The 25,769-nt window shown below is 60.8% G+C and carries 15 protein-coding genes and 2 pseudogenes; 12 read left to right on the top strand and 5 right to left on the bottom strand.

Annotated features, from left to right (window positions below):
- Positions 1 to 1,712: 1,712 nt before the first annotated feature.
- Positions 1,713 to 2,096 (bottom strand): annotated as a pseudogene (locus tag MAFF_RS40510) (DUF4347 domain-containing protein); the annotation flags it as partial.
- Between MAFF_RS40510 and MAFF_RS40505 the strand changes: the two are divergent.
- Entirely contained in the window at positions 1,983 to 2,432 is a 450-nt protein-coding gene (locus MAFF_RS40505; RefSeq protein WP_044547651.1) for a hypothetical protein, read from the top strand. The pseudogene MAFF_RS40510 and the gene MAFF_RS40505 sit on opposite strands and share 114 nt — an antisense overlap.
- Positions 2,433 to 2,880: 448 nt before the next feature.
- On the opposite strand, the gene MAFF_RS40225 is transcribed toward MAFF_RS40505, so the two are convergent.
- Positions 2,881 to 3,060, bottom strand: a complete 180-nt coding sequence (locus MAFF_RS40225; RefSeq protein ID WP_044547649.1) for a hypothetical protein — start codon at positions 3,058 to 3,060, stop codon at positions 2,881 to 2,883.
- 24 nt (positions 3,061 to 3,084) lie between these two features.
- Between MAFF_RS40225 and MAFF_RS40220 the strand changes: the two genes are divergently transcribed.
- Positions 3,085 to 3,330, top strand: a complete 246-nt coding sequence (locus MAFF_RS40220; RefSeq protein WP_193364005.1) for a hypothetical protein — start codon at positions 3,085 to 3,087, stop codon at positions 3,328 to 3,330.
- A 157-nt stretch (positions 3,331 to 3,487) separates the two neighbouring features.
- Positions 3,488 to 8,512: a DUF4573 domain-containing protein gene (locus MAFF_RS38985; protein WP_193364004.1), complete on the top strand. Its 5,025-nt coding sequence runs from the start codon at positions 3,488 to 3,490 to the stop codon at positions 8,510 to 8,512.
- A 236-nt stretch (positions 8,513 to 8,748) separates the two neighbouring features.
- Here the strand turns inward: MAFF_RS38985 and MAFF_RS41395 are convergent.
- Positions 8,749 to 9,243, bottom strand: a pseudogene (locus tag MAFF_RS41395) (DUF4347 domain-containing protein); the annotation flags it as partial.
- 100 nt (positions 9,244 to 9,343) lie between these two features.
- Complete coding sequence (locus MAFF_RS03435) at positions 9,344 to 9,652, bottom strand: hypothetical protein (protein WP_044547646.1); 309 nt, start codon at positions 9,650 to 9,652, stop codon at positions 9,344 to 9,346.
- 956 nt (positions 9,653 to 10,608) lie between these two features.
- On the opposite strand from MAFF_RS03435, the gene MAFF_RS03430 reads away from it, so the two are divergent.
- Together MAFF_RS03430 and MAFF_RS03425 are read left to right on the top strand one after the other, a co-directional pair.
- The gene (locus MAFF_RS03430; RefSeq protein ID WP_044547644.1) at positions 10,609 to 10,833 is read left to right on the top strand and encodes a hypothetical protein; all 225 of its coding nucleotides are present in this window, start codon (positions 10,609 to 10,611) and stop codon (positions 10,831 to 10,833) included.
- The gene (locus tag MAFF_RS03425; RefSeq protein ID WP_010909497.1) at positions 10,830 to 13,625 is read left to right on the top strand and encodes a glycosyltransferase family 25 protein; all 2,796 of its coding nucleotides are present in this window, start codon (positions 10,830 to 10,832) and stop codon (positions 13,623 to 13,625) included. The genes MAFF_RS03430 and MAFF_RS03425 overlap by 4 nt, the downstream gene beginning before the upstream one ends.
- A gap of 45 nt (positions 13,626 to 13,670) precedes the next feature.
- On the opposite strand, the gene MAFF_RS03420 is transcribed toward MAFF_RS03425, so the two are convergent.
- Positions 13,671 to 14,771, bottom strand: a complete 1,101-nt coding sequence (locus MAFF_RS03420) for an FkbM family methyltransferase (protein ID WP_010909496.1) — start codon at positions 14,769 to 14,771, stop codon at positions 13,671 to 13,673.
- 215 nt (positions 14,772 to 14,986) lie between these two features.
- Between MAFF_RS03420 and MAFF_RS03415 the strand changes: the two genes are divergently transcribed.
- From MAFF_RS03415 to MAFF_RS38975, 7 genes are all read left to right on the top strand, one after another.
- Positions 14,987 to 15,676, top strand: coding sequence for a class I SAM-dependent methyltransferase (locus MAFF_RS03415; RefSeq protein ID WP_048894772.1), 690 nt, complete (start codon positions 14,987 to 14,989; stop codon positions 15,674 to 15,676).
- 308 nt (positions 15,677 to 15,984) lie between these two features.
- On the top strand, positions 15,985 to 16,755 hold the full coding sequence (locus tag MAFF_RS03410) for a hypothetical protein (RefSeq protein WP_193364003.1): 771 nt from the start codon (positions 15,985 to 15,987) through the stop codon (positions 16,753 to 16,755).
- 1,640 nt (positions 16,756 to 18,395) lie between these two features.
- The gene (locus tag MAFF_RS03400; protein WP_052292078.1) at positions 18,396 to 21,491 is read left to right on the top strand and encodes an AAA family ATPase; all 3,096 of its coding nucleotides are present in this window, start codon (positions 18,396 to 18,398) and stop codon (positions 21,489 to 21,491) included.
- Positions 21,491 to 22,639, top strand: a complete 1,149-nt coding sequence (locus tag MAFF_RS03395) for a YcaO-like family protein (protein WP_010909490.1) — start codon at positions 21,491 to 21,493, stop codon at positions 22,637 to 22,639. Before MAFF_RS03400 ends, MAFF_RS03395 begins: the two co-directional genes overlap by 1 nt.
- 61 nt (positions 22,640 to 22,700) lie before the next feature.
- Complete coding sequence (locus MAFF_RS03390) at positions 22,701 to 23,369, top strand: TfuA-like protein (RefSeq protein ID WP_244420710.1); 669 nt, start codon at positions 22,701 to 22,703, stop codon at positions 23,367 to 23,369.
- Positions 23,370 to 23,436: 67 nt separating this feature from the next.
- The gene (locus MAFF_RS03385; protein WP_044547641.1) at positions 23,437 to 24,636 is read left to right on the top strand and encodes a hypothetical protein; all 1,200 of its coding nucleotides are present in this window, start codon (positions 23,437 to 23,439) and stop codon (positions 24,634 to 24,636) included.
- 29 nt (positions 24,637 to 24,665) lie between these two features.
- Positions 24,666 to 25,394 (top strand): hypothetical protein, encoded by a 729-nt coding sequence (locus MAFF_RS38975; protein ID WP_157865900.1) that lies wholly within the window; start codon positions 24,666 to 24,668, stop codon positions 25,392 to 25,394.
- The last annotated feature ends 375 nt before the right edge of the window (positions 25,395 to 25,769 follow it).

Here is a 25,769-nt window from a genome sequence, read left to right as displayed (position 1 = left end):
GGCCCGACTGCATGGCCTGCGGATCCGGTAGCGCCTATCGTAACCTGTCCGCCATTGGCGGAGCTGTTAACGAAGGTGAAGTCGCTGTTGCCGTTGGTAAAATTGCCGAGGAATGTTTCCTCATCGAGCAAAGTGCCCGTGCCGTTCGCGCCGCTATATATGTAGACCGTCGCCTGGCCATTGCCGTCAATCACGACCTCGGAGAGGGGGGTAGCCCCCAAATTCTCCAGGACTAATGTATCGCCCGGGAGAAATCCCGCGTATGCCGCATTGACAAATTGGGAGCTGATTTCAGTAACTGTACCATCTGTATTATTACCGCCGTCGGTAACAAAATTAATCGTCTGGCTCGCGCTCACGCCAACGCCAGTACCGAACACTAGCGACGCGTTGCCGTATATATTCATGTACCCGCTGCCGGTTACATAAATATTGCCGGTGAAAGTCGCGGAGGTTGAGAAGCCGTTCGCGAGAGCGGCCGCTGTCGTGCCTACGACGTTGAGGGAGCCGTCATTTTCGAAATATTGATTGCCGAGGCCGCCCGCCCCGACGCCGGTGCCAGTCATGACCCAATTGGTCGTCGCCGCTGTGCCCGACGTCAGGTTTGCGGTGCCGTTTACGAAAATCTGACCATGGTTGATCAGGGTCAGCGAGGTGGTAAATTGGTTGGCGCTGGAGCCCGTGTCACTGACGGTCCAGATACTGCTACCGGTTCCCGTTGCCTGACGCAGGGTCGGCGGCATGTATAAGGAATTAATATTGCCCGATAAACTGCCCTGAGCATTGTGGTTGCTGACGAACGTCAAATTGGGGCCGGCGGCCGGCTGAGTCAGAGGTAAGCCGCCGCTCCATCGAGCCGTATCCCCCCAGGCGTCGGCCCCTCCCTGGGCCATTGTGAAGGTGTTCGTCGCTGCCGGCGTGCTGAAGAAGACGTCAGTGCCGCTAGCTCCATCAAACTTCAAATCGACAACTGTGCCGGCGGCTGGAGCGCCGCCGAGTGTCAACGCGTACGACTGACCGGCGCCGTCTACGACTGTGAGGACGCTGCCATTCAGGCTTCCCGATACAATGCTGGCATTGCCAAAATCGATCTGGTTGGTCGCCGTGGTGGTGCTGGCGCCGATGTTCAGCCCGCTGATGGTGCCGGTGAACCCTGCGAGGTTGGTGAGGTCCAGAGTCCCGGTGGTACCGTTAAAGGTAACCCCGGAGCTCACGGTGCCGTCGAGTTTGAGAATCGATCCGGCAACATTGGCGATTGCCAGCGTCCGATTCGACACGGTTCCGGTAAGGTTCAGTGTGCCGCCGCTGGCTGTGATTGTGCCGGTGGTCGATATCGGTATGCCTACGGTGCCGGCGCCAGTGATGTTAGTGCCTGCTGCGATCGTGCCAGTGCCCGTGATGATGGCTGGGCTGGCCATAGTGATGCCGCTTGTCGCGGCGAGAATAACGGCTGCACCATTAATGGTTAGAGTGTTGGAGCCGCTGATGTTCAGTGAAGTTATTGTGGTGGTGCCAGCGGTGCTCAGCGTGGGCTGTCTGGTTGGGCTCCCCGAGATGGTTAGAACGTCCGCACCAATTGAGCCAGTTGTCACGCTCCAGTTGTTGACGTTGAGGAAATTAGTGTCGACACCCCCAACCCACGTCCTGGCGACCAACACCCCGGCATATGCGCCGATGCCCCCCGCAGTCAGCGGCGGCTGTGCTACTACGGCACCTCTTACACGTCTGGCGAGTTGCCATCCGCCGCCCCGTGCCGCTGCACCGATAAGTCCCGTCGCGGCGGCAACGTTCGTGCCGGTTGCGCGCGCCAGGCCATCGACGAATTCATCACCCTCATCGCCGGCAGCAGCATAGCAGCTCCATAACCTCAAACCGCCATCATCGCCTAGCGCCCGGCCGATCGCCGCGAGGTCGACCCCGTCGTCGTCCAGCGTCCGCGCCGACCATTCACCCGCCGCGAAGCTCACCCGCCCTGGCGCCCCATGCGCGATGACGTGCACGGCATCGAGGCCGTCGCGGCCTTCGAGCGCCAGCGCCATCTGGCGCGCGGCCGGGCGCTTGGCGTCGAGCAGGATCGCCTCGACCTCGGGCCTCAGATTGGCGAGGATCGTGCCGAGATCGGATACAGAGGGGTCGACGAAAAGGATTTCGGAAGCGCGGGGCAGGGGCGCATCGGTCCGCGCATTCGGGCGACCAGTTGCTGTGGCCGGCAGCGGATGAATTTGGCGCCCATCGAACCGGGGCACAACGCCCTGGGGCGCACGCGACAACGCTTGATTCACAGTACCCACTCCCATCACCCGTGCCGCCGACGCCTCGACGGCAAACTCGCGAGTGAACTCCGGAATGGGGACGTCTGCCTTCCGCCGAGGACAGACATAGACGCGGCGTCTCACGGCGCGCCTGATGGGCGCACCTTCGTCATCCGCTAAATAGCCTTGCTACCCAGACCCCTGCCCAAACTCGCCTGCACAGACCTTACGGCCACCCGACCGTGCGATCTGCGGGCACCCTCCATACCCATATATTAGTAGATGCGAAAATTAGCGATTTGTAAACTATTAAGTAGGGAATTGGTAAATTGGCAGGAACGAAGGCAGCAGACCTCGGTCAATATTGAGGCGCCGGACTCGCGCAAATTGTTTTTGGAAATCGAAGACTTGGCGGCTTCCCTTAAGTTGCCGTCAACCCGCGAATGTCGCCGTGGCTGGGCCAGCCGCGGGCCTGGCCGGAGCGCTTGCCGGCGGCTGACCCTGTAGATGCCAGGCGCTGCGCGAGCCAACAAAGCAAGAATGATCAGCGCGCGGAGTCCGCTTTCCAGCGAAACCCGCGCGCCCGTTGTCAAACCTGGACCAGTCACGGTCCAGGTCCATTCGCCGCTCACTCGTGCGGCTTCAAGAGATCCTTCAGGGACGTCTTGACGGTGTGCTCGTTGCTGGCATAGCCGGCGCCAGGCTTGGTCTGATCCGAGGTGAGATCCGTGCTCGCCCCAGACGGCTTGTTCTGGTTGTTGCCAGATCCGCTAACCGTCTTGAGAACGTTCAGCAGGTCTGTCGTCACCGAAGTCGCCGCAAGGCCGACCAGTTGGCCGAACGACGCATGCTTGCCGGGACCACTGTTGCCGTCGGGCGCGCCGGACTGCAGGAACTGTGTGGTGTCCTTGAGCCCGAGCGTGCTTGCCGTGACTTTGGCGTTGTTGCCGTTGCCGGACTTGCCATCGTCGTCGTCCTGGTCACGCCGGTTGCCTCGGTTGCTGCGGTCGTCGTCGCCGTTGCCGTTGTTGCCATGGTGGTGATGGTGATGATGATGCTTATCATCGTCATCGGCTGAGCCAGTCGCACCGGTCGCACCGGTCGGACCAGGCGCTCCGGTCGAGCCGGTCGCACCAGTCGAGCCTGTCGCTCCGGTCGAGCCAGTCGAGCCAGTCGAGCCTGTCGCACCAGTCGAGCCAGTTGCTCCGGTCGAACCCGTCGCTCCGGTCGAGCCCGTGGCGCCAGTCGAGCCGGTCGCACCCGTCGCTCCGGTCGAGCCGGTCGAGCCAGTCGCGCCGGTCGAGCCAGTCGCTCCAGTTGCCCCGGTCGAACCCGTCGCGCCGGTTGCGCCGGTCGAGCCAGTCGCGCCGGTCGAGCCGGTTGCACCAGTCGAGCCGGTTGCCCCGGTCGCACCCGTCGCTCCGGTCGAGCCAGTGGCTCCGGTCGAACCCGTCGCACCAGTCGAGCCAGTCGCGCCGGTTGCTCCGGTCGAGCCGGTTGCACCAGTCGAGCCGGTTGCTCCGGTCGAGCCAGTGGCGCCGGTCGAACCCGTCGCACCAGTCGAGCCAGTCGCGCCGGTTGCTCCGGTCGAGCCGGTTGCACCAGTCGAGCCGGTTGCTCCGGTCGAGCCAGTGGCGCCGGTCGAGCCGGTGGCTCCGGTCGAGCCAGTTGCGCCGGTCGAGCCGGTGGCTCCGGTCGAGCCAGTTGCTCCGGTCGAGCCGGTTGCTCCGGTCGAGCCTGTCGCTCCGGTCGAACCCGTCGCACCTGTCGAGCCAGTGGCGCCGGTCGAACCCGTCGCTCCGGTCGAGCCAGTCGCACCAGTCGAGCCGGTGGCTCCGGTCGAGCCAGTGGCTCCGGTCGAGCCAGTTGCGCCGGTCGAGCCTGTCGCTCCGGTCGAGCCTGTCGCTCCGGTCGAGCCAGTTGCCCCGGTTGAGCCAGTGGCTCCGGTCGAACCTGTGGCTCCGGTCGAGCCAGTTGCGCCGGTCGAGCCTGTCGCTCCGGTCGAGCCAGTTGCCCCGGTCGAACCCGTCGCACCGGTTGAGCCAGTGGCTCCGGTCGAACCTGTCGAGCCTGTCGCACCAGTCGCTCCGGTCGATCCCGTGGCTCCGGTCGAGCCGGTTGCTCCGGTCGAGCCAGTGGCGCCGGTCGAGCCAGTGGCTCCGGTCGAGCCACTTGCGCCGGTCGAGCCTGTCGCACCAGTCGAGCCAGTCGCACCAGTCGAGCCGGTTGCCCCGGTCGAACCTGTGGCTCCGGTCGAGCCAGTTGCGCCGGTCGAGCCTGTCGCTCCGGTCGAGCCAGTTGCCCCGGTCGAACCCGTCGCACCGGTTGAGCCAGTGGCTCCGGTCGAACCTGTCGAGCCTGTCGCACCAGTCGCTCCGGTCGATCCCGTGGCTCCGGTCGAGCCGGTTGCTCCGGTCGAGCCAGTGGCGCCGGTCGAGCCAGTGGCTCCGGTCGAGCCACTTGCGCCGGTCGAGCCTGTCGCACCAGTCGAGCCAGTCGCACCAGTCGAGCCGGTTGCCCCGGTCGAGCCTGTCGCACCAGTCGCTCCGGTCGAGCCGGTCGCACCCGTCGAGCCAGTTGCTCCGGTCGAACCCGTCGCACCAGTCGAGCCAGTCGCGCCGGTTGCTCCGGTCGAGCCGGTTGCACCAGTCGAGCCAGTTGCACCAGTCGAGCCGGTTGCTCCGGTCGCTCCGGTCGAGCCTGTCGCTCCGGTCGAGCCAGTTGCCCCGGTTGAGCCAGTGGCTCCGGTCGAACCTGTGGCTCCGGTCGAGCCAGTTGCGCCGGTCGAGCCAGTCGCACCGGTTGCTCCGGTCGAACCTGTGGCTCCGGTCGAGCCAGTTGCGCCGGTCGAGCCAGTCGCACCGGTTGCTCCGGTCGATCCGGTCGAGCCTGTCGCACCAGTCGCTCCGGTCGATCCCGTGGCTCCGGTCGAGCCTGTCGCTCCGGTCGAGCCAGTCGCACCAGTCGAGCCGGTTGCCCCGGTCGCACCCGTCGCTCCGGTCGAGCCAGTTGCACCCGTCGAGCCGGTTGCCCCGGTCGAGCCGGTGGCGCCGGTCGATCCGGTTGCTCCGGTGGAGCCTGTCGCTCCGGTCGATCCGGTCGCACCCGTCGCTCCGGTCGAGCCAGTCGCACCGGTCGCACCAGTCGAACCTGTTGCTCCGGTCGAGCCGGTTGCACCAGTCGAGCCGGTTGCTCCGGTCGAGCCAGTGGCGCCGGTCGAGCCAGTGGCTCCGGTCGAGCCACTTGCGCCGGTCGAGCCTGTCGCACCAGTCGAGCCAGTCGCACCAGTCGAGCCGGTTGCCCCGGTCGAGCCTGTCGCACCAGTCGCTCCGGTCGAGCCAGTTGCTCCGGTCGAACCCGTCGCACCAGTCGAGCCAGTCGCGCCGGTTGCTCCGGTCGAGCCGGTTGCACCAGTCGAGCCAGTTGCACCAGTCGAGCCGGTTGCTCCGGTCGAGCCAGTCGCACCAGTCGAGCCAGTCGCTCCGGTCGAGCCAGTTGCTCCGGTCGAGCCGGTGGCTCCGGTCGAGCCAGTTGCGCCGGTCGAGCCGGTGGCTCCGGTCGAGCCAGTTGCGCCGGTCGAGCCGGTTGCTCCGGTCGAGCCTGTCGCTCCGGTCGAACCAGTGGCGCCGGTCGCGCCGGTTGCTCCGGTCGAGCCCGTGGAGCCTGTCGCTCCGGTCGAACCCGTCGCTCCGGTCGAGCCAGTCGCACCAGTCGAGCCGGTGGCTCCGGTCGAGCCAGTTGCGCCGGTCGAGCCTGTCGCTCCGGTCGAGCCTGTCGCTCCGGTCGAGCCAGTTGCCCCGGTTGAGCCGGTTGCTCCGGTCGAGCCTGTCGCTCCGGTCGAGCCGGTGGCTCCGGTCGATCCAGTCGCACCGGTTGAGCCGGTCGCTCCGGTCGAGCCAGTGGCGCCGGTCGAGCCTGTCGCACCAGTCGAGCCGGTTGCTCCGGTCGAGCCTGTCGCACCAGTCGCTCCGGTCGAGCCCGTGGCTCCGGTCGAACCCGTCGCTCCGGTCGATCCAGTCGCTCCGGTCGAACCGGTTGCGCCTGTCGCACCAGTCGCTCCGGTAGAGCCGGTTGCGCCGGTGGAACCCGTGGCGCCCGTCGCGCCGGTATCACCAGTCGAGCCAGTCGCACCAGTCGAGCCAGTCGCCCCGGTCGAGCCAGTGGCGCCGGTCGAGCCTGTCGCACCAGTCGAGCCGGTTGCTCCGGTCGAGCCTGTCGCACCAGTCGCTCCGGTCGAGCCCGTGGCTCCGGTCGAACCCGTCGCTCCGGTCGATCCAGTCGCTCCGGTCGAACCGGTTGCGCCTGTCGCACCAGTCGCTCCGGTAGAGCCGGTTGCGCCGGTGGAACCCGTGGCGCCCGTCGCGCCGGTATCACCAGTCGAGCCAGTCGCACCAGTCGAGCCAGTCGCCCCGGTCGAGCCCGTCGCACCGGTAGAGCCGGTTGCGCCGGTGGAACCCGTGGCGCCCGTCGCGCCGGTATCACCAGTCGAGCCAGTCGCACCAGTTGCGCCGGTGGAACCTGTCGCACCTGTGGAGCCAGTCGCGCCGGTTGCTCCCGTCGAACCTGTGGAGCCTGTCGCGCCGGTATCACCAGTCGCTCCGGTCGAGCCAGTCGAGCCAGTTGCTCCGGTCGAGCCAGTTGCTCCCGTATCACCCGTGGCGCCAGTTGCACCAGTCGAGCCAGTTGCACCAGTCGAGCCGGTTGCTCCGGTCGAGCCTGTTGCTCCGGTCGAGCCAGTCGCTCCGGTCGAGCCAGTGGCGCCGGTCGCGCCGGTGGCTCCGGTCGAGCCGGTTGCTCCAGTCGAGCCGGTTGCTCCAGTCGCTCCGGTCGAACCAGTGGCGCCGGTCGAGCCGGTTGCTCCGGTCGAGCCAGTTGCTCCGGTCGAGCCCGTGGCGCCGGTCGCACCGGTCGAGCCGGTTGCTCCGGTCGCGCCGGTCGAGCCTGTCGCTCCGGTCGAACCAGTGGCGCCGGTCGAACCCGTCGCTCCGGTAGAGCCGGTTGCTCCGGTATCACCAGTCGCCCCGGTCGCACCTGTCGCTCCGGTCGAGCCTGTGGCACCTGTATCGCCGGTCGCACCTGTGGCTCCGGTCGAGCCGGTCGAACCAGTGGCTCCGGTCGAGCCAGTCGCTCCCGTATCACCCGTGGCGCCAGTTGCACCAGTCGAGCCAGTCGCACCTGTCGAGCCAGTCGCCCCGGTAGAGCCTGTTGCACCGGTCGAACCAGTCGCACCTGTCGAGCCTGTGGCACCTGTCGAGCCTGTGGCACCGGTCGAACCAGTTGCTCCGGTCGAGCCAGTTGCTCCGGTCGAGCCAGTCGCTCCCGTATCACCCGTGGCGCCAGTTGCACCAGTCGAGCCAGTCGCACCTGTCGAGCCAGTCGAGCCAGTTGCTCCGGTCGCACCCGTGTCGCCGGTCGAACCCGTCGCTCCGGTAGAGCCGGTTGCTCCGGTATCACCAGTCGCCCCGGTCGCACCTGTCGCTCCGGTCGAGCCTGTGGCACCTGTATCGCCGGTCGCACCTGTGGCTCCGGTCGAGCCGGTCGAGCCAGTTGCTCCGGTCGAGCCAGTCGCTCCCGTATCACCCGTTGCGCCAGTCGAACCGGTGGCACCGGTAGAGCCGGTGGCACCGGTTGATCCTGTTGCTCCGGTATCACCCGTTGCACCAGTCGAGCCAGTTGCGCCAGTCGAGCCTGTTGCACCTGTGGCCCCGGTTGCGCCAGTCGGTCCTGTTGCCCCGGTCGAGCCTGTTGCACCCGTGGCGCCGGTTGCCCCAGTCGAACCTGTGGCGCCCGTTGCCCCAGTCGAGCCAGTTGCGCCAGTCGAGCCTGTTGCACCTGTGGCCCCGGTTGCGCCAGTCGGTCCTGTTGCCCCGGTCGAGCCTGTTGCACCCGTGGCGCCGGTTGCCCCAGTCGAACCTGTGGCGCCTGTTGCCCCAGTCGAGCCAGTCGCACCTGTCGAGCCAGTCGCCCCGGTCGAGCCTGTGGCGCCGGTCGAGCCTGTGGCACCCGTCGAACCCGTATGGCCCGTAGCGCCGGTCGCACCCGTGGCGCCGGTCGAGCCTGTAGCCCCGGTCGAACCCGTACGGCCCGTGGCGCCGGTCGCACCCGTGGCGCCGGTCGCACCCGTCGGGCCTGTCGAACCACTGTTGCTGGTGGAAGAAACCCCTGTAAGAGTAAAGACACCGTCGGAATTGCTGGACGGGCCAGAAGTAACCGAATTGTTGCTCAGATTGAATGTGCCAGCAGAAACAACTGACCATTGATTGTTATCGTCCGTATCATCTTGAACAAGCGCTGTTATCGTATAAGTCCCGCTTACTGGAACGTCGACAATCATAGCGACGGAAGAGAATTGAGCAGATGATTTTGATGGTAACGTAAAGCTAGCGACAATTACGTTAGACGAATTCGTGATATAATACTGAACTGCCTTCTGGCTGATAGAACCAGCAGTATCGAGTGACCCAGTAAGTGTCACTTCAAGGCTCAGAACACCTGCGTAACTTGCCGTTCCCGTGTTGGTTAGCGGCGGCGCAACACGGGACATAGGGGATATCGGCAGGTCCCATCGCCCGCCCAACGCTTCGGCGCCAACCAGTCCTACGGCAGCCGATACGCCAGCGCCGGTCGCCTCGGAGAGAGCCTTTACAAACGCTTCGCCCGCCGCGCCGTAACCGGTCTCGCAGCTCCACAGCCGCAGGCCGCCACAATCGGCCAAGGCCCTGCCGATGGCGGCTAGGTTCGCAGCGTCGCGCACCAGAGTGTCGCTCGACCACTCGCCCGAGCCAAAGCCGAGACGTCCCGGCGCGCCGTGAGCTAGGATGTGCACCGCGTCCAACCCGTTGCGCCCTTCTAGAGCCTCCGCCATTTGCCGCGCCGCGGGCTGGCGTTTGTCGAGCACGATAGCGTCCACCTCCGGCCGCACGTTTCTCAGAGCGGTTTCGAGATCAGGGATTGAAGGATCTAAAAAGAGGATTTCCGAGGCGCGGGCCATCACCGGCTCCTGTGGGCTCGAATTCAACTTAAGGTTTAGCGGCACGCAGGCTCGCCCGGCGTGGCCACGGGAAAAAAGCATGGAGACTGGGCGGTTATCTTCAGGATGGCCCGACGGCGCCGCCGGGATGAGCAGCGACGGGGCTGTCTACGCTGAGAAAGGTGGAGGCCTGGAAATTCCCAGCGTCGTCAAACGTCCCGATCGCCAGCGAGCTTACGTTGCTTGGAACCTTGACGGTGAGAACGACGGACTGACTTTGCCTGACGGCGTTGGGAAGGACGACCTGGCCGACTATCGCATCTTTGGCCGTATCCACGATAAAGTAATTTACATTTCCGGTCGTACTTCCGACCGGCAAAGCGCCCATAACGGTGACTTCGATCGCCGCAAACGCTGGTGCGTAGCTCATAATTCCCTCCCTGGTCAGCGGCGGTCGTGCCGCACCGTTATTTGTGCCCCCCCAATTTCCAACGCTTGGCGTCGCGCCATGTGGGATCGAACCGTGCCGCGTTGGTTCTCCGTGGAGGAGATCGCGGAAGCGGTGGCGACCCTGCAGTCGGTCGCCGGATGCAGTAGCCAAGTGCCGCACCACAGCTTCGCCGGTCGGCAGGCGATATCAACCCACCCACAACGCAATCCCTCCAGGTACGCCGAAGGCTGGGCGTCAACCGTTAGAAAGCTCCGAAATGAGACGTCCGTCGTCCTTCAAACGAATGATGACACCAATGTCTCGGCGCGAGGGAATTGAAGCCGTCTGTCCTTCTGCAGAGGGACGAACGCGGCCTACAACGAGCGCACCCCGGTCGCGCCTCATACGCGATTTGCTTTGCTACCCAGCACCCTCTGACCCACTCCTCACAAATTCGGCGTAAGCAGCCGTGAGCCTTGCCGCCACTTGACATCGTATATTAGTGGTTAGAATTTTAGGAATTTGTAATTTATGAGTTGAAAATTGATAAAAGGCGGGAAAGCAGACAGTGCGCAAATTGCGGCGAGGTTTCTCCGCTTGAACAGGTTGGAGCGCACCATGCCTGCAATCGCCTCCCATGGTCCTTGCAGCCCGCCGGAGAAATGGCTTGGGGTAACCATGATGAATCAGGTTAAGCACGGTTTCCTCACGACGATCCCGTAGGAACCGATAGAACGAATGATCCGATATTCGGGAATAGAGACTATACTGGCGGTCGAGCTGGCAGGATGAACGATATGCGGGCTGAAGGCATGGGCGACCGGGACTTGGCATCCGCATCGACGCAGTCCGCCCCGAAGGCGAGACAAAGCAGGACTGAATCATCCGTCCGATCGCCACTTCCCTCGATCGCTGACAATTCGAAGGTGACACACGGCAAGCGGCTCTGCCTCAACATGATCGTCAAGAACGAGATGGCGAACCTTCAACGCTGTCTCGGGGCGGTTGTCGACCACATCGACTGCTGTGTCATCGGCGATACCGGCTCGACCGACGGGACCCAGGATTTCATCAAATCGTTCTTCGCTGCCCGCAGCCTGCCGGGCGAGCTGCACGAATTCCCATTCCACAATTTCGAGCAGGCGCGCAACGACCGCTGCTCAGCTGAAGGAATCGCATGAGCACCATCGGCCTGTGCATGATTGTCAAGAACGAGACGAAGGTCATCCTGCAATGCCTCGCCAGCGTGCTCCCCCTTGTCGACTACGTGCTCATCGTCGACACCGGTTCCGAGGACGGCACGCAAGACCTGATACGCGGCTTTCTCGCCGATAACGGTGTCCAAGGCGCTGTCATTGACGAGCCATGGCGGGACTTCGCGTACAACCGGACCTTCGCCCTTGAACGATTGCGTAAAGTCGAGACTGTCGACTATGCAATGATCATCGACGCGGACGATGTTCTGATCCGGGACGCCGACTTCGATCCGATCAGGTTCAAGTCGCAGATGGAACACGATTTATACGACGTCGAGGTGTTACATGGTGGCATTTCGTTTTATCGCCCGCAGATCTGCCGCAACCGTCTGCCGTTCGCCTTCAAGGGCGTCCTGCACGAATATCTCGAGGCCCCTCCTGGCCATCTCACGCGGGAGACCGCCAAGGGTTTTCGCGTGGCGACGGGGCGTGGCGGAGCACGCAGTCAAAACCCACGAAAGTACCAGGACGACTCGGCCGTTCTTGAAAATGCGCTTGCAACGGAGACCGACCCCTTTCTTGTTTCGCGATACACCTTCTATCTGGCGCAGAGCTACAGGGATTCCGGCGAGCGTGAAAAATCACTCGCGAACTATCTGAAGCGCGCCGATCTAGGTTTTTGGGACGAGGAGGTCTATGTCAGCCTGCTTGAGGCGGGCAACCTCATGGCAGCATTGGGGCGGCCATTCGACGAGGTCGTTGCCGCCTTTGAGCGCGCGGCGCAGGTCGTCCCCGCCCGCGCGGAGGCTCTACACGCTGCGAGCCTCTATTGCCGCAACCAGGGCCGGAATGCGGAAGGAACGGAATTTGCGCGTCGAGGGCTCGACCTTGTTCAACCCGCCGGACTTTTCATTCAGCCCTGGGTTTACGATTACGGACTGCTCGACGAGTTTGCTGTCAATGCCTACTGGGCAGGCGCCTACCGGGAATCGCTCGACGCTTGTCTAAAATTGCTCGCCTCCGACAAATTGCCTGCGGAAATGGCGAAGCGTGTGGTGGCCAACGCTCGCTTCGCCACCGGCAAGCTTCCGGTCAATGAGCCGCCGAAACTTGGGGCGTTCGGGACCGAGAGCTTGATCGACCAGCACAGGCTTGTCCGGCAGCGGTCGTTGCGGTCGCGCATCGAGGGCACGCCGCGCATCCTGGTGACAATCCTCGCAAAGCAGAAAGAGCCGGCACTGCCGCTGTACCTCGAGTGCATCGAGGCGCTCGACTACCCCAAGGCGTCGATCGTCCTGTACATCAGGACAAACAACAACACCGACAGGACCGAGCACATACTGCGCGAATGGGTGGAGCGCGTTGGTCACCTCTATGCCGCGGTTGAATTCGATGCCTCCAACGTGGCCGATAGAGTCGAGCAGTTTGGCGAACACGAATGGAACGAGACGCGCTTCAGGGTGCTTGGCCGAATCCGCAACATAAGTTTGCGGAAAACTCTCGAACACAGCTGCGATTTCTATTTCGTTGCCGACGTCGATAATTTCGTGCGACCGGCCACGCTACGCGAGCTTGTCGCGCTCGACGTGCCGATCGTCGCTCCCCTGCTTCGCTCCATCTCTCCCGGGCAATACTATTCGAACTACCACGCCGAAATCGACGCCAACGGCTACTATATGCAGTGCGATCAATATGGGTGGGTGCTCAACCGCCACGTGCGCGGCATTATCGAGATGCCGCTTGTGCACTGCACCTATCTTGTCCGCGCCGACGTACTGCCCGAACTGACATACGAGGACGCGACATCGCGCTACGAGTACGTGATCTTTGCCGACAGCGCCCGCAAGGCCGGCATCGTCCAGTATATGGATAACCGACAAGTCTATGGCTACATCACCTTCGGCGATGGCCAATATTATGTGAGTGACGGGATCGAGCGCGCCCGAGCGCTGTTGCACGGTGCCGGCGACACGCCGGTATTCACTGCCGCCACGCCTCCGGGCGCCGTACCGATGCCAGATCGACATGTCGAGCCGCCGCAAATTCACCTAATAAACTTGGACAGCAGCGTCGAGCGCTGGCGCAAATATCAAGATAGGAATCCTCATCTAGCCGCCAATACAATTCGGGTATCGGCCGTCGACGGAGCATCCCTCGATAGGTCGACCTTGCAAGCCTTGGTGGACGATGGAGTGATTGCCGAGGATTGCGGGTATCTGCCGGGCGCATTGGGATGTGCTCTATCGCACATCAACTTGTGGAAGTTAGCGGTATCCGAGAAGCGGCCAATTACCATTTTCGAGGACGACGTCTACTCGTCGTTCAACTTTCTTGAGGAGTCGACTCGCATTCTGTCCATGGCTCCAGAGAACTGGGATATGGTAAAGTGGGGATTCAATTTCGACCCTCTATTCCTGTGGTTGAACTTCGATTTCTCCAAAGCCAAGCTGGAGTTCTACAACCGACAACACAAACAGATTCCGGCCCAATTTCAATCTGAAACCTATCCGCGATCTCTTATCCGACTAGTCCATTCCTTTGGTGCAATGGCTTATTCAGTAACTCCAAGGGGAGCTCAAGTACTTCTTGAAAAATGCCTACCTCTTCGAAAGCGGCTTATTCCGTTTCCTGGGACTGGAGTGGTCCTCGAGGATGAGGGCATCGACTGCGCAATGTCCGCGGTGTATGACTCGATGCATGCGTTCGTCTGCATGCCGCCACTGGTCATTCACGACGACGAGCAGGCATCAGATCGGGAAGTCGCGAATCGGCAGTGAACTTGGCGTCGATCGCACGTTCAGCCCGACACTTCTTGCTTCGCCTCAAGACTGCCTCTCAATGGGCGCCAAGAAATAGTTATTGTCCGTGGGAAAAGTTTCTTGGACAACGTAGCGGAAAGAGTCGCACCACGAGAAAAGATCTTGCTGGCTTTGCGGCCACACTTCGATAAGTATGTTCGGGCGCCAAGTTTCGATCGTCCCCTGCATTCCTCTGAGCACCTCGAACTCTGAACCTTCCACATCAATCTTCAAGAGGCCAACCGGTTTCTGTTGCAAGAGGAGGTCTCCAGCGACGCATTTGACATTTCCATCATCGTCGTCGAGCATTTGGGCTCGACCCATATTATTGGGATCCGGCGAAAAGACACGCATTTGGGCCGCTTTTGAACCAAGGGCGAGGCCGAGATAGCTCGTGTTTATGTTTGCGCAAGCGTTCAATAGGACGTTTAACTTAAGTATTTCAATCGCTTTCGGATTGGGTTCAAAAACGATCACCTCAGATGGACTGCAGAATTTTGACATAAAGATAGAGTGATTACCTATATTCGCGCCAATATCGACAAACACTTTGCCTGGTGTAGAGCGATCGCGAATCAGATCGAGCGTGTCGCGCTCATAAAAGTCCCCTCCAAATAAGATAGACTGAATTATGTCGGTTCGGTCCTGTATGAAGAAGGTGATAATCTTACCATCAATGCGGTGACTAACAATAACTCCGCTTACCTCAGACGCATCTTTGCGGAAATGGAAATTTTCCCAACCTCTGCATAGCGGAGCGGATAGAGTAATCCGACCATCAGATCGTGCGGACAGAAAGGTCCCATTTTGAACAAGCCCAAATTTGTTTCTGGGCAGATCCACGATCGTCAGCGTGTTATCGGGCATTAAATTGAGAGCATCGATCCCATCTATTCTCTTAGAACCCGAGATTGCAGAGTACTCAGTGAAATAGACAATATCAGTCGGTCCATCAACGAAACGAATATGAGCCGATTTGCCATCTTTAGTCAGCAACACATTGTTTGGGCTATACTCCATAAGCCCATGCCGAAGCTCGCCAGACGAAGTGTCTACGAAGAGGGTAGTTCCATGCGAAGTAAATATTCGCTTGACGAACCCGGCCTGGTTGAAACTCGCACCCACGAAAGACCCCTCCCTTGATCCCTGATTTTGGGATGATGGTAAGCGAGTTTGGCCATTTTGCAAAAAGGGTCGAGATGGACGCCGGCGGGATTGGCCTGGTCAGGCGGTTGGAAAACGAGTTCCACGCTGATGACGCTGGCCCGCAACAACGCGCGCCGACATCGAATTCGTTGAAATTTGTCGCATAGTGCCCTATTCCCTTCCAGTAAGCGTGCTTGACGACTTTTCCGTTTTCAATCAATGCGGCTGGAATCGGGATCGAGCACGTCACCGGCGTCGATGAGGTGCATTCGATGACGCAAGGCACGCCTGATGATTCCCGCGAAGCTTTCGCGCGCATTTACCAAAGCAACGAGTGGGGCTCCGCGGAATCGCGCTCCGGGCTCGGTTCAGCGTACGCGACGACGCATCGCGTGCGAACCGTATTGCCGATGCTTTTGCGCGCACTGGATGTGAAGTCCATGCTTGATGCGCCCTGCGGCGACTTCAACTGGATGCGCTTCGTCGACTTGGGCAAAATGCACTACATCGGTTGCGACATTGTTCCAGAAGTCATCGAAACGAACCGTGTGCGATATGCGGATCGCGAATTTCACGTGCTCGATCTGGCTGTTGAACCACTGCCGAACGTTGACCTCATTTTTTCACGCGACTGTCTGCAGCATCTGACCGAACCCGACATCTGGCGCGCGCTTCGCAACTTCAAAAAATGCGGCGCGCGCTGGCTGTTCACCTCAAGCCACTCGACCTCGGCACAGGACATTGCGCGGGAAACGGGCGGATTCGGGTTTCTCAACTTACAGCAACCGCCATTCTCGTTGCCGCTGCCACTCCTGATTATGCCGGAGGAACACTACGCATCGAAGGCGATGTGTCTGTGGGACATGGCGCAAATCGGTGCATGACCAGTGCCATTACCGATTCAAATGCTCGTCGTCGCTGCAAAGGCAACTTAGCAAATTACATACCACCCTACGCGTTGTTCAATGGGTGTGGGGTTGCGGTAAGTCTAGCGATCGCGCGCTCCGCACCACACCTCGATGGGTATGTTTGGACAAAGGAGCATAAGCTGACGAACAGGCGAAAGTTCAGTATACTTGCGGCCGTCTCGTTGGCTACCAGCTTGGCACCAGCTGCGCTGCTGAGCCGCTCTCGGAAAGCCTACGCAGCCATGCGCCCTAAAACTCCCTCGGCCCGCCCACAGCCAACCCTCTTGACCGCGCCCATCGAGCTTGCCGGCGACTGGGGCCGCATGCTTGAGGGTGCGGCTGATCAGGTCGTCGAGCGAATGCGGCATGCCTGCCTCGACGGCGTCCGCCTTGTCTCCGACCGCCAGCCGACGCGGCTGCGTGTCGACGAACACACTTCCGGCACGCCGGCCATCTGGCTGCATCCGGACGGCACCAGCATGGCCTGGATCATCGTGGACATCGGCGAGCGGGACTGGTCGAAGCTCGCCTACCAGTTCGGCCACGAGCTCGGCCATGTGCTCTGCAACAGCTGGCAACCGGACGCCAGGCCGGCGCCGCCATGCCAATGGCTCGAGGAGGCCATGGTGGAGGCCCACTCACTGCGCGGGCTCGGGCGTCTGGCAAGAAGCTGGAAGGAGGCCCCGCCCTTCGCCGGCGACAACGCCTTCGGCGATGCCATCGCCCGATACCGCCAGGATATCATCGACCGCTATACGGCTCTCGCCGATAGCCAGGGGCTCACCCGCGACGCCGCGGCGTGGTTCACCGATCATCGCGGCGAGATCGAAATGCCCGCCCTTAATCCGTTCGCCCAGGCTATGTCGCTGACCATCCTCGCCGAATACGACCGCGCGCCGGACTGCATCGAGGCGCTGGGGGCACTCAACCGCTGGCCCGGCCGCAGCGGCCTGGCCATTGGTGAATATCTGCGGCAATGGGAGGCGAGCTGCGCCGAGCTACAGGCTTCGCCCAGATTACCGGTCCGCCTGCGCGAGCTGTTGCGCATCGTCTGATCAGCAGCAAACCCGCCACCCGCGATCTTCGGAAACCGCACGGAACCGGCAGGAGGCAAAGGCTTCGCGACGATCGAAAAGGCTCGTGCCGAGCGCGCTTCCACAGCCCGCCTCGGACGGGGCAAAACTGTCTCGGGCGGGCTTCGGTTCAGCCTTGTCGCCAAAGCGAGCATGGTTTTCCACCGTTAACTCTTTGGATCGAGTTTTCTTGCTGGCGCTTCGGTGACTCGTTTATTAGAGACCCCTTATGGAGAGACGGCACGCAATCCGAAGGGTCAGTGATGGGCTCTGGGAGGTCTACGACATAGACAACAACAAGGTTGTGCGCGTGGGTGGAGTGCCCTTGACAAACTTGTTGGATGAAGACGCGCTCGACGCGTTGGACCTGATAAGGGATGGCTTCCTGACCCTTGGTCAGCCCAAGAGGACAAAGGCGTAAGCAAGGTGCCGGTTCAGGGCGACTGGTCGGGCGACGGAAGTTGCAATCCCAGGTGCAAACGCTGATTCACAGCGAAAGCGACGGCATCGGACTCACGTTCGAAGGCTCTAGAATAGGTGTGACCATCCGCTGTTACGATCGTAACAACCCACTCGCCCAAGGATTGGCTGATTTCTACAGTTGCGGGCGACGGTTTGGTGTCGGCCATGCTCCTGCTTTAAAAACTGACGGTTAAGCAATGTCTCACGAAGTCCGTCGTCCCCCTATTAGCGGCCCCGGCGAGTTTTCGCCACGTCATCCGATCATTGAACTGGCAAATTTCCGTTGGAGGTTGCCCGGAATGGCGTCCGACGGGCGGCCCGCTTTTCAGGTCTGCCGCACCTCACACATATGGATCGTCGACCTCCTTATCGTCGGTCATCCGTTCGCGCCTGGCGATTGTGTAAGCGAATACTCGCCCATCATTTTCGTCAGTCACCCGGACCCAATCTTTCTCCCATTTTTGGGAGATTGATCTGCGTGAATTCATGATCAATGCAGCCGCGTCTGGACTACATGCTTCGACTGCCTTCGACCTAACAATTCGATCGAGACGCATCTCTGCTACATCGTAAATTGGCATAGTACACCCCCAACAACCCGCACTTCTCCAAGAGCAGTATTGCTCAGTATAGGAACGGCCGCAAGTGGTGGGCGTTGGACCTGCAAACGTGCGAAATCTTGCTTACGCCAAGGAGGTGGGCGCGAAAGGTTTGGGTTTACCGGATGGACTATGAGGTCGGCCGCATTCTTACAAGGCGTGATTGCCAAAGCGCGATTAAGGCTTGCGTGCTAGGGGTGGGACTATTTTTGCTTTTCGCTTCACAGGGCCTTTCTTCGCCGGCGCCGCCTTCCGACCGAGTCCGGCCGGCTTTGCCAACTCCGATCGCGGTGGCGACGGCGCTGGATGTTGCGTTTGCCGGGACGTCTGGGCTTAGGCCGTCGCATGTCTGCCTCTGGAATTTGGGGTTGAGTTCCGCCAACCCACAGGCGAGAGGTCCTGAGCAGCCGTCGCACGTTCCGGCGATCGCCGCTCTGTAATTTGTGCTCTGTCATACTTTTGATAGTATGCCCTGTCAGCGAGGGTGACATGTCGCATAAGAGCCGAGTTGATGTTCCGAGCGCGGGGACTGGCTCGCACCTTCCGATCGGCAGGGGGTTGATGGACGACGCCGTCGGAGCCCGTCATGAACGGCGCGTTCTAACCGCCCTTTGTTACGATCTCGTAGCCTCCACCGAGTTGCTCGGCCTGCTCGGCATCGAAGATTTTGAGGAACTTATCTTGGCGTTTCAAATGGCCGCCAAGGAAGCGATCGTATCGTGCTCCGGAACCGTGAGGGTCGAGGTCGGCGACGGCGGCGTCGCTGTGTTCCCAGTCGATCTGGGTGCGAAGGATGCGGCGTCGCTGACGATCAGCGCCGGACTTGAGATCGTCAGGGCGTGCAAGCTCCTTGCCGCGGAGAAAGGGAGGAGCGACCTACATGTGAGGGTCGGTGTGGCGACCTCGATGACGCTAATCCTGAAGGGCGACACCGGTGTAGCGCAGGACACGGTAACCGGCCCTGCATTTGCGCTGGCAACTAGGCTGCAGGCAATCGCCCGGCCAGATACTGTCGTCGTGTGCAACGAGACACGCAATCTGACACGGCGTTCACACGTATTTAGCTTCTGCGGTTCTCACGTCATCAAAGGCTTCGCGCAACCCGAGCAGGTCTGGCAGGCGCTGAGCCACAAGCGGGGTGTAGACCGTTTCTTCGCGTTCGGACGCCTCACCAGCCCCTTGATCGACCGCACGGATGAGGCCAAGTTGATACGTGAATGTTGGAATGAAGCCGTTTCGGGACGTGGCCAGGTCATCGTGATCGAGGGCGAAGCCGGCATTGGCAAGTCGCGCATCCTGCACGAGGTGCGCCGGCGAACCCGCTTCCAACGCAACAGGTTGCTCCTCTTCCAATGTATGCCAGGCGACTCGCGTTCGACGCTGCATCCACTGCGGCAGGCGATGCTGGGCAATTTCGACGACGGCGAGCGTGCACTCACCCCTGCGCTTGTGGCCGAGGTGTTCGCCGCACATGGCGTTCACGACCCCGAAGTCGTCGACATCTTTTCCTTCCTGCTCGGTGTGGAAGGCGTGAGGTCCAGTTTCCATGAGATGGATCCGGAAATGATCCGGGAGAAGGCCGAATGGGCTGCACGCCATGCGTTACAAGCAACGTGCGCCAGTGGCGCGGTGATCCTGATCGTTGAAGATATTCACTGGATCGACCTGACGTCGAAGCAACTGCTGGGTGAACTTGCAAAGCTGGTTCCTAGTTGCCCCGTGCTCTTGATCGCAACGACGAGGCCGGAATCTGGCGTCTGGCTAGACGAAAAAAGCAAGCATGTCCTGCTCGCTCCCCTTGAGCATGCTGACACGTTGCGGGCAATCGCAACGATGTGGCCTCAAGGCAAGCCAGCGCCTGCGCCTGAGCTGAAAGAGTTGGTCGAGCGCGTCACCGGCGGTGTACCCCTGTTCATCGAGGAGGTTTGCCAATGGATGGCGGAGAATGCCGCTAGCGGTACAGAGCAACTGCCACAAGGCGTTTCGCTCGGCCGCGCGGCCGTGTTGGAAACAGTGTTAGATGCCCGGCTGGAGCCTCTCGGCCGCGCCCGCGAGGTGGCGCGTGCGGCCGCCGTCGCCGGCAACAGATTCAGCCTGGACTTGCTGTCGGCGCTCTTGCCGGAATTTGACCCAGGCACAATCTCTGCGGCGCTCGATGCCCTGGTTGAGGCAGGCTTCGTACGCGCCAGGCACGCAGCAGCAACAGTGTACGCATTTCGGCATGCGCTTATCCAAGAGACGATCTATAATGCAACGCTGCGGAAACGGCGTCAGACTCTGCATCGGCGTCTTTATGCGGTGGCTAGCCGCAACCGCAGCCTCGTTGGCTGGCTAACAACGGCAGCTCTTGCCGATCATGCTGAGCGAGCAGGCCTGCTTGACGAAGCGATCGGCGAGTTCGTCAATGCCGGCATGGAAAGCTCGTCCCGCTCGGCCATGGCTGAGGCAAGGCAGCTGCTCGAGCATGCCATTGCGCTTTGCGGGCAAGTTTCTGATCATGACAAACGGGATGCGCTGCGGCTCTCGGCGATGGTGGCGCTCGGGCCGATACTGACCGCCGTCGAAGGGCCAAATTCCGAGCACGCCCGCATGCTCTATGACGAAGGCGTAAAGATCGCACGGCGTCGGCCGATAGCGGAGCGCGCCAAATGGTTCCCAATCTATTGGGGTTGGTGGTTCACGGGTTCGGTCGTTGATGGCGAGCGGGCGCAGGCCGTCGTCAGTGATCTAAAGGAGGTTAACGACCCCGAGATTCAGCTTCAGGCTAGGCACTGCTTATGGGCAGTCGATTTCAATCGCGGAGACCATGGTGGATGCATAGCCGCGATTGATTCTGGATTGCCGCTCTATGACGTGGGCCAGGGGCACGCGAATGCCACGCGTTTTGGGGGGCACGACGCGCGCGTGTGCGGCTTGGCGCATCGTGCACTGTCGCTGTGGTTTTCGGGACGTGCAACGAGCGCTCTCCGCTCCATGTCGGAGGCCCGTCGCTGGGCGCAGCGGACTGGCCATGTCAGCAGCATTGCGCATGCCTGTATCAACGACGCGATGCTGAGTTGCTATCGCCGCGACTTCGCTTCGTTGCGTAACGTGATTGAGGATCTGCGACAGCTGACCGCGCTTCATCACCTGCCTTCGCTAGTCGTCTCGGCACAAATCTTCGAGGGCTGGTGCGATGGCAACGCTGGCCAGCTTGAGCGGGGCAAGGACAAGATGCGCGAGGGCCTCGGCCTGCATGGACAAGTGCAGACACCCGAGGACGAGCCAGTCTATTGCGGCATGCTGGCAGAACTTCTCGCCCGCTCGGGTGCGATCAGTCACGCGCTTGCCCTGCTTCATTCGGCGGTGGCTCAGGCCGAGGCGGGTGGCAGCCGATATTGGCTGGCGGAACTACACCGGCGAATTGCACAACTTCTCGTCCTTGACAGGGCGCCGGCCGGCCGGGTGGCAGCTGCCCTTGAGCAGAGCCTCAATACTGCAGCCGAGCAAAATGCCGTTCCCATCCTCATCGCGGCCTACGAGACGCTCAGCGCGTCAAATCTCTCGCCCGGGCTGCTTCGGAGCTACAACGACCGTGTCGAAGCGGCAAGGAAGTCGGTTGAGCCCGGCGAGCCGCTGATCGTGAACCCTGAGCCGGAACTGCGGGCCGGCCGATAGTGGAACACTATGAGCGCGTTGGTCCTCCGGCAGACGAAGCGCTGACCTATCTGATGTCGATGCGACAAGCGTTGGGCATCACCCGTATTGCGGACATTACCGGCCTGGACCGTGTTGGCATCCCGGTCGTGCAGGCAACGAGGCCGTTCTCGCTTTCAAACGCGGTCGCGCAGGGAAAGGGCGTCAGCCTGGCCCGCGCTGCGATATCGGCAATTTTGGAATCCGCTGAAGGGTTTTTCGCAGAGCGCATCGAATATTTTGACGTCATCCACGGTTCGGCCAAGTCGCTCGAGATACCCTCCGGGCGATATGAAACTTGGCTGCGAGAGCCTACGTTTGCTGATTGGCGCGACAAGGATACGGCCTGGGTCTCAGCGGAGAACCTGCTGGGGGGCAAATGCGACTTCGTTCCGCTGGAATTGGTGCACACGGCCTATCTCGTACCGCCCAGCCCCTGTGACGGAATTTTCACGCCAACGACAACCGGACTGGCGGCCGCGCTTGATGAAACAGACGCCATCACACACGGCATATTGGAGTGCGTCGAACGTGATGCGATCGCCCGCGCTCTCCAGACCCATGGTTTTCTGCAACACCAGCGAATCGATCCAGCGACCATCGATGACGCAAGGGTCTTGGCCCTATTGGGTGAACTTGCACGAAAAGACATGATCGTCGGCCTTTGGCTTGCGCCATCGCCTGTTGGCCTGCCTGTGATTTGGTGCCATTTGATGGAGAGCAATCCTCGCGAGACGGCATTGCTCCATCTGCCAGCCGATGGCTCGGCCGCTGCATTCGATCCGGCGGCAGCTGCCGTCCAAGCGATTCGCGAGGCGGCGCAGGCGCGGCTTGCGGCGATCTCGGGTGCGCGCGATGACATGACCCGGGCGTCTTATCCGAGATATCCCGACTGGCAGCTTATCGAGGCGCACCGCCAGCTGATCACCGGCGGCCGTAAGGACGTGAGCTTCGCCCGCCAGCGTGCCTATCGAGCGGCGGGCGGACAGACCTTGCGTGGCAGCCTTCTCGCGAGATTGGAGGAAAGCGGAATCAATGCCGTGTATCTGATCCGTCTAAACACCAGCCCTTGGAACCGACTGTCGGTCGTCAGGATGGTTATCCCCCAATTGTACCCTTTGGTGGAGTGAGCGGATGCGACCTCGGCTCGTTTTCACCGGCCCTACGCTATCGCATGCAGAGGCACAGCAGGTGGCCGACGTGATCTGTCTGGCGCCCGCGGTGCAAGGCTCGATCGTAGCTGCGGTGCAACGTTATGACCCCGCTGCAATTGTCATCATAGATGGCGCTTTCCAGGCTGAGCCGGCAGTGAGGCACAAGGAGATACTGTGGGCGATCAGCCAGGGCATCCCGGTGATAGGTGCTGGAAGCATGGGAGCCTTGCGAGCCGCGGAGCTTTACCCATACATGCACGGCGTTGGCCTTATCTACCGATGGTACCGCCGCTTTGCTGTCCTGCCTGATGACGCAGTGGCAGTGCTCTATGGTCCGAAGGCGGTGAATTTCTCGCCACTAACGCACGCTTTGGTTGATTTACGAATGACCGTCCGCGTTGCTTGGAGGCGGAACCTGATCTCCACCGATTTGTCCGGAAAGCTCGAGAGTGCGGCCCGGAACCTCAATTTTCGGGAACGCACGCTGTCGCGAATGGTCCGCGAGGCATTGCCGGAAGCCGGTGACCATGACTTGCAAACCTGCCGGCAAATTCTCGCAGGAGCTTTCGTTCAGCAAAAGAAGCGCGACGCACTGTCAGCTCTGCAATTTATGCACGAAAATGCATTGGTGCCGGCGGAATTGAAAAATTTCAGAATGACGGTCGGGTTCGTCCAAGATTTGGAGGACGCCGGGTTAGCAATCTGACGACAGAGTTGCCGCTGATACTTGGTGCATTTTACGAAGTACAGGCTTCGTGCTAGTGTCGCAGACTATGAGAGGGGCCGCGCAGTTGAACGCGCTTGATGTCGCCGGTCGGGCGGGGATGTCGGCCGGAACGCGCTTCCTGCTATACCCACAAGCGCCTTACGTTTCTGGTTACGAGAAACCTGAGGTGGTCTGGATTTCAACATCGCCTGGTTTGATCCATCCAGGCCCGGAGGATCATCGTATATACGTGCGTGATCCCGTGCTGGCCAAGCAGCCGTACGAGTATCCCTACCTGCCGCCCTTCGTCGGCGCGTATTTCCCACCAGCCGAACCCGGCTTTGATGGTCATTTCGACAACCTCTCTCTTCACTCGCGCCAGTTCCTGGCAGCGCATGCGTTCGCGGCTGCGAGTCGGGTGCTGGACATCTGGGAAAGCTATCTGGGCAAACCGATTGTCTGGTACTTCGCCGAAACATACGAGCGGCTTGAGATCATTCCCTGGATTGACTGGGAGAATGCGCAATCGGGGTATGGCTATCTGGAGCTTGGCCGCGAGCGTGGAGCCGACGGGCGCGGCCATCCGTACGCCCTCAACTTCGACGTGATCGCGCATGAAATGGGTCACTCAATACTCTTTTCTCTCTTCGGAGTGCCCACGAAAGGCCTGCAGGACGGCGACTTCGGGCCGTTCCACGAAGCCAACGCCGATCTTATTTCGCTGCTTTCGTTCCTGCATTTCGACAGCGGGATGGATCGATTGTTACGGCACAGCCAGGCAAACCTGCTTGTCCTCAACGAGCTCAACCGCATCGGCGAACTGACGGGCGACCGCCAGATCCGCCTTGCCAGTAACTCGCGCAAGATGACGGAAGTAACCGAAGAGATTCATGACCGGTCTCGCCCATTCACGGGAGCGATCTTCGATACCCTGGTCGATCTCTACCATGCCGGCTTGGTGCGGCAGGGCCTGGCCGACGAGCGCCTGCTTCGCTTCGACATCAGGCAGGTTAGTGAAGCCGATATGCGGCGCATCTCTAACTTCACGGGCGATGCGTTCCGGGCCCGTCCCTTCCTTTTCAAGACCGAGCTAATCAAGGCGCGCGACGATGTCGCGCTTTCGCTCGCGCGCGCGTGGACGCGCCTCGATGCCGACCATCTCACATTCGCAATCGCAGCCTCCACCATCATCGAAGTGTCCGACCGCATCCGCCCGGCCGTGGCGGCAAGCTTCGAGGAGAACTTCAGGTGGCGGGAAATATTATGAACTGGTGATTGCAACGGAGGAGTAACAACATGAGTGACGATTTTCACCGACCGACACTGACTTTTCCCGGTGGCGCATATAACGCCAGCCAAGTAAGGCTCTACGGCATCCCCGGGAGTGGCGGTCTCGTGTTCCCAGGGAGCACAAAGGCCGTCGGCACAAAGAACACAAGTATTTCTTCAAACATGTCTACTGGAGACCTCAAAAAAGATGAAAAAGCAAATGCTGAAATAAATAAAATATTAGAAGGCTTAAGAGCTGCAGGAGAAAATATATTATCTGACGAAGAAATATTCAAAACACTTATTACCACGCCGCCATTTCCATGGCCTGTAGGAATGTCGTACCAAATTGCCCTCGACACGCGAAATTTTGGAAAAATTGCTTTATCAACGTTATTAACAATCGAAGAGGCGGCAAGGGAAAGAAAATTGCTGTCTTGTGGTATTATTGTGGGTTATTCCTATGAAGGACATTGCTATGATCTACCAAAACCAAAAATCATGTTGATCTCCGCCTTTCCTCAAGAAATTCCAGCCGACGATTGCGGCTATGACAAGAAAAATGATCAGCCGAGTGTGGCGGATAGATACATGCTTTGGATTGTCGACAAGCTCGACGAGTGCATTGAATTCGAAACGAACCAGGGGTTCGTCGAGCAGATCGTTCTCGAAGCCAATATGCCGGGTAAGCGCTCGCCCACGATGTATGCTTCCCGGATGATGATGGGGCACCGCGGGGGAAGACTTGGCGACTGATAGAACGAGTGCGCGCACGGCCGATCGCGAGTTGTGGTCGGCAAGCCCGGTTCGGCTGGCAGGGTTGTCGTCCAAATCCAACCGGCTATGGCGATTGTCTACGATCCGTTCGAAATTATCGAAAGGGCAATCTCCAGGCGGCGACTTACAAGGAAGCGCGTCTGGTGAGGCTCGACGAAAGGCCAAAGAACGGTCGCGAAAGGGCCCCAAGCCCGGTCGTGCGGCAAACCTGAGCCTCCGTCCGGGTTGCCCTGCGCCTTCGCCAGCGAACGGCTCCATGCAGAGGCGCCCAACCATCTTCTCGAACGCTCTTCAAGGGTCACAGACTTGGTCGAAGAGCGATTTGCGAGGCTTCGGTCAATGTTGGCCGTTCTA

The organism is Mesorhizobium japonicum MAFF 303099, from assembly GCF_000009625.1.
GTDB classification, from domain to species: domain Bacteria; phylum Pseudomonadota; class Alphaproteobacteria; order Rhizobiales; family Rhizobiaceae; genus Mesorhizobium; species Mesorhizobium japonicum.
This window is presented reverse-complemented; position numbering and strand designations above follow the sequence as displayed.

What these genes read in the sequence shown, in the direction of transcription:
- MAFF_RS40505 (WP_044547651.1), top strand. Translation starts at nt 1,983, where the DNA reads ATGCGCGATGACGTGCACGGCATCGAGGCCGTCGCGGCCTTCGAGCGC.
- MAFF_RS03435 (WP_044547646.1), bottom strand. Translation starts at nt 9,652, where the DNA reads ATGAGCTACGCACCAGCGTTTGCGGCGATCGAAGTCACCGTTATGGGC.
- MAFF_RS03430 (WP_044547644.1), top strand. Translation starts at nt 10,609, where the DNA reads ATGATCGTCAAGAACGAGATGGCGAACCTTCAACGCTGTCTCGGGGCG.
- MAFF_RS03425 (WP_010909497.1), top strand. Translation starts at nt 10,830, where the DNA reads ATGAGCACCATCGGCCTGTGCATGATTGTCAAGAACGAGACGAAGGTC.
- MAFF_RS03400 (WP_052292078.1), top strand. Translation starts at nt 18,396, where the DNA reads ATGGACGACGCCGTCGGAGCCCGTCATGAACGGCGCGTTCTAACCGCC.
- MAFF_RS03385 (WP_044547641.1), top strand. Translation starts at nt 23,437, where the DNA reads ATGAGAGGGGCCGCGCAGTTGAACGCGCTTGATGTCGCCGGTCGGGCG.
- MAFF_RS38975 (WP_157865900.1), top strand. Translation starts at nt 24,666, where the DNA reads ATGAGTGACGATTTTCACCGACCGACACTGACTTTTCCCGGTGGCGCA.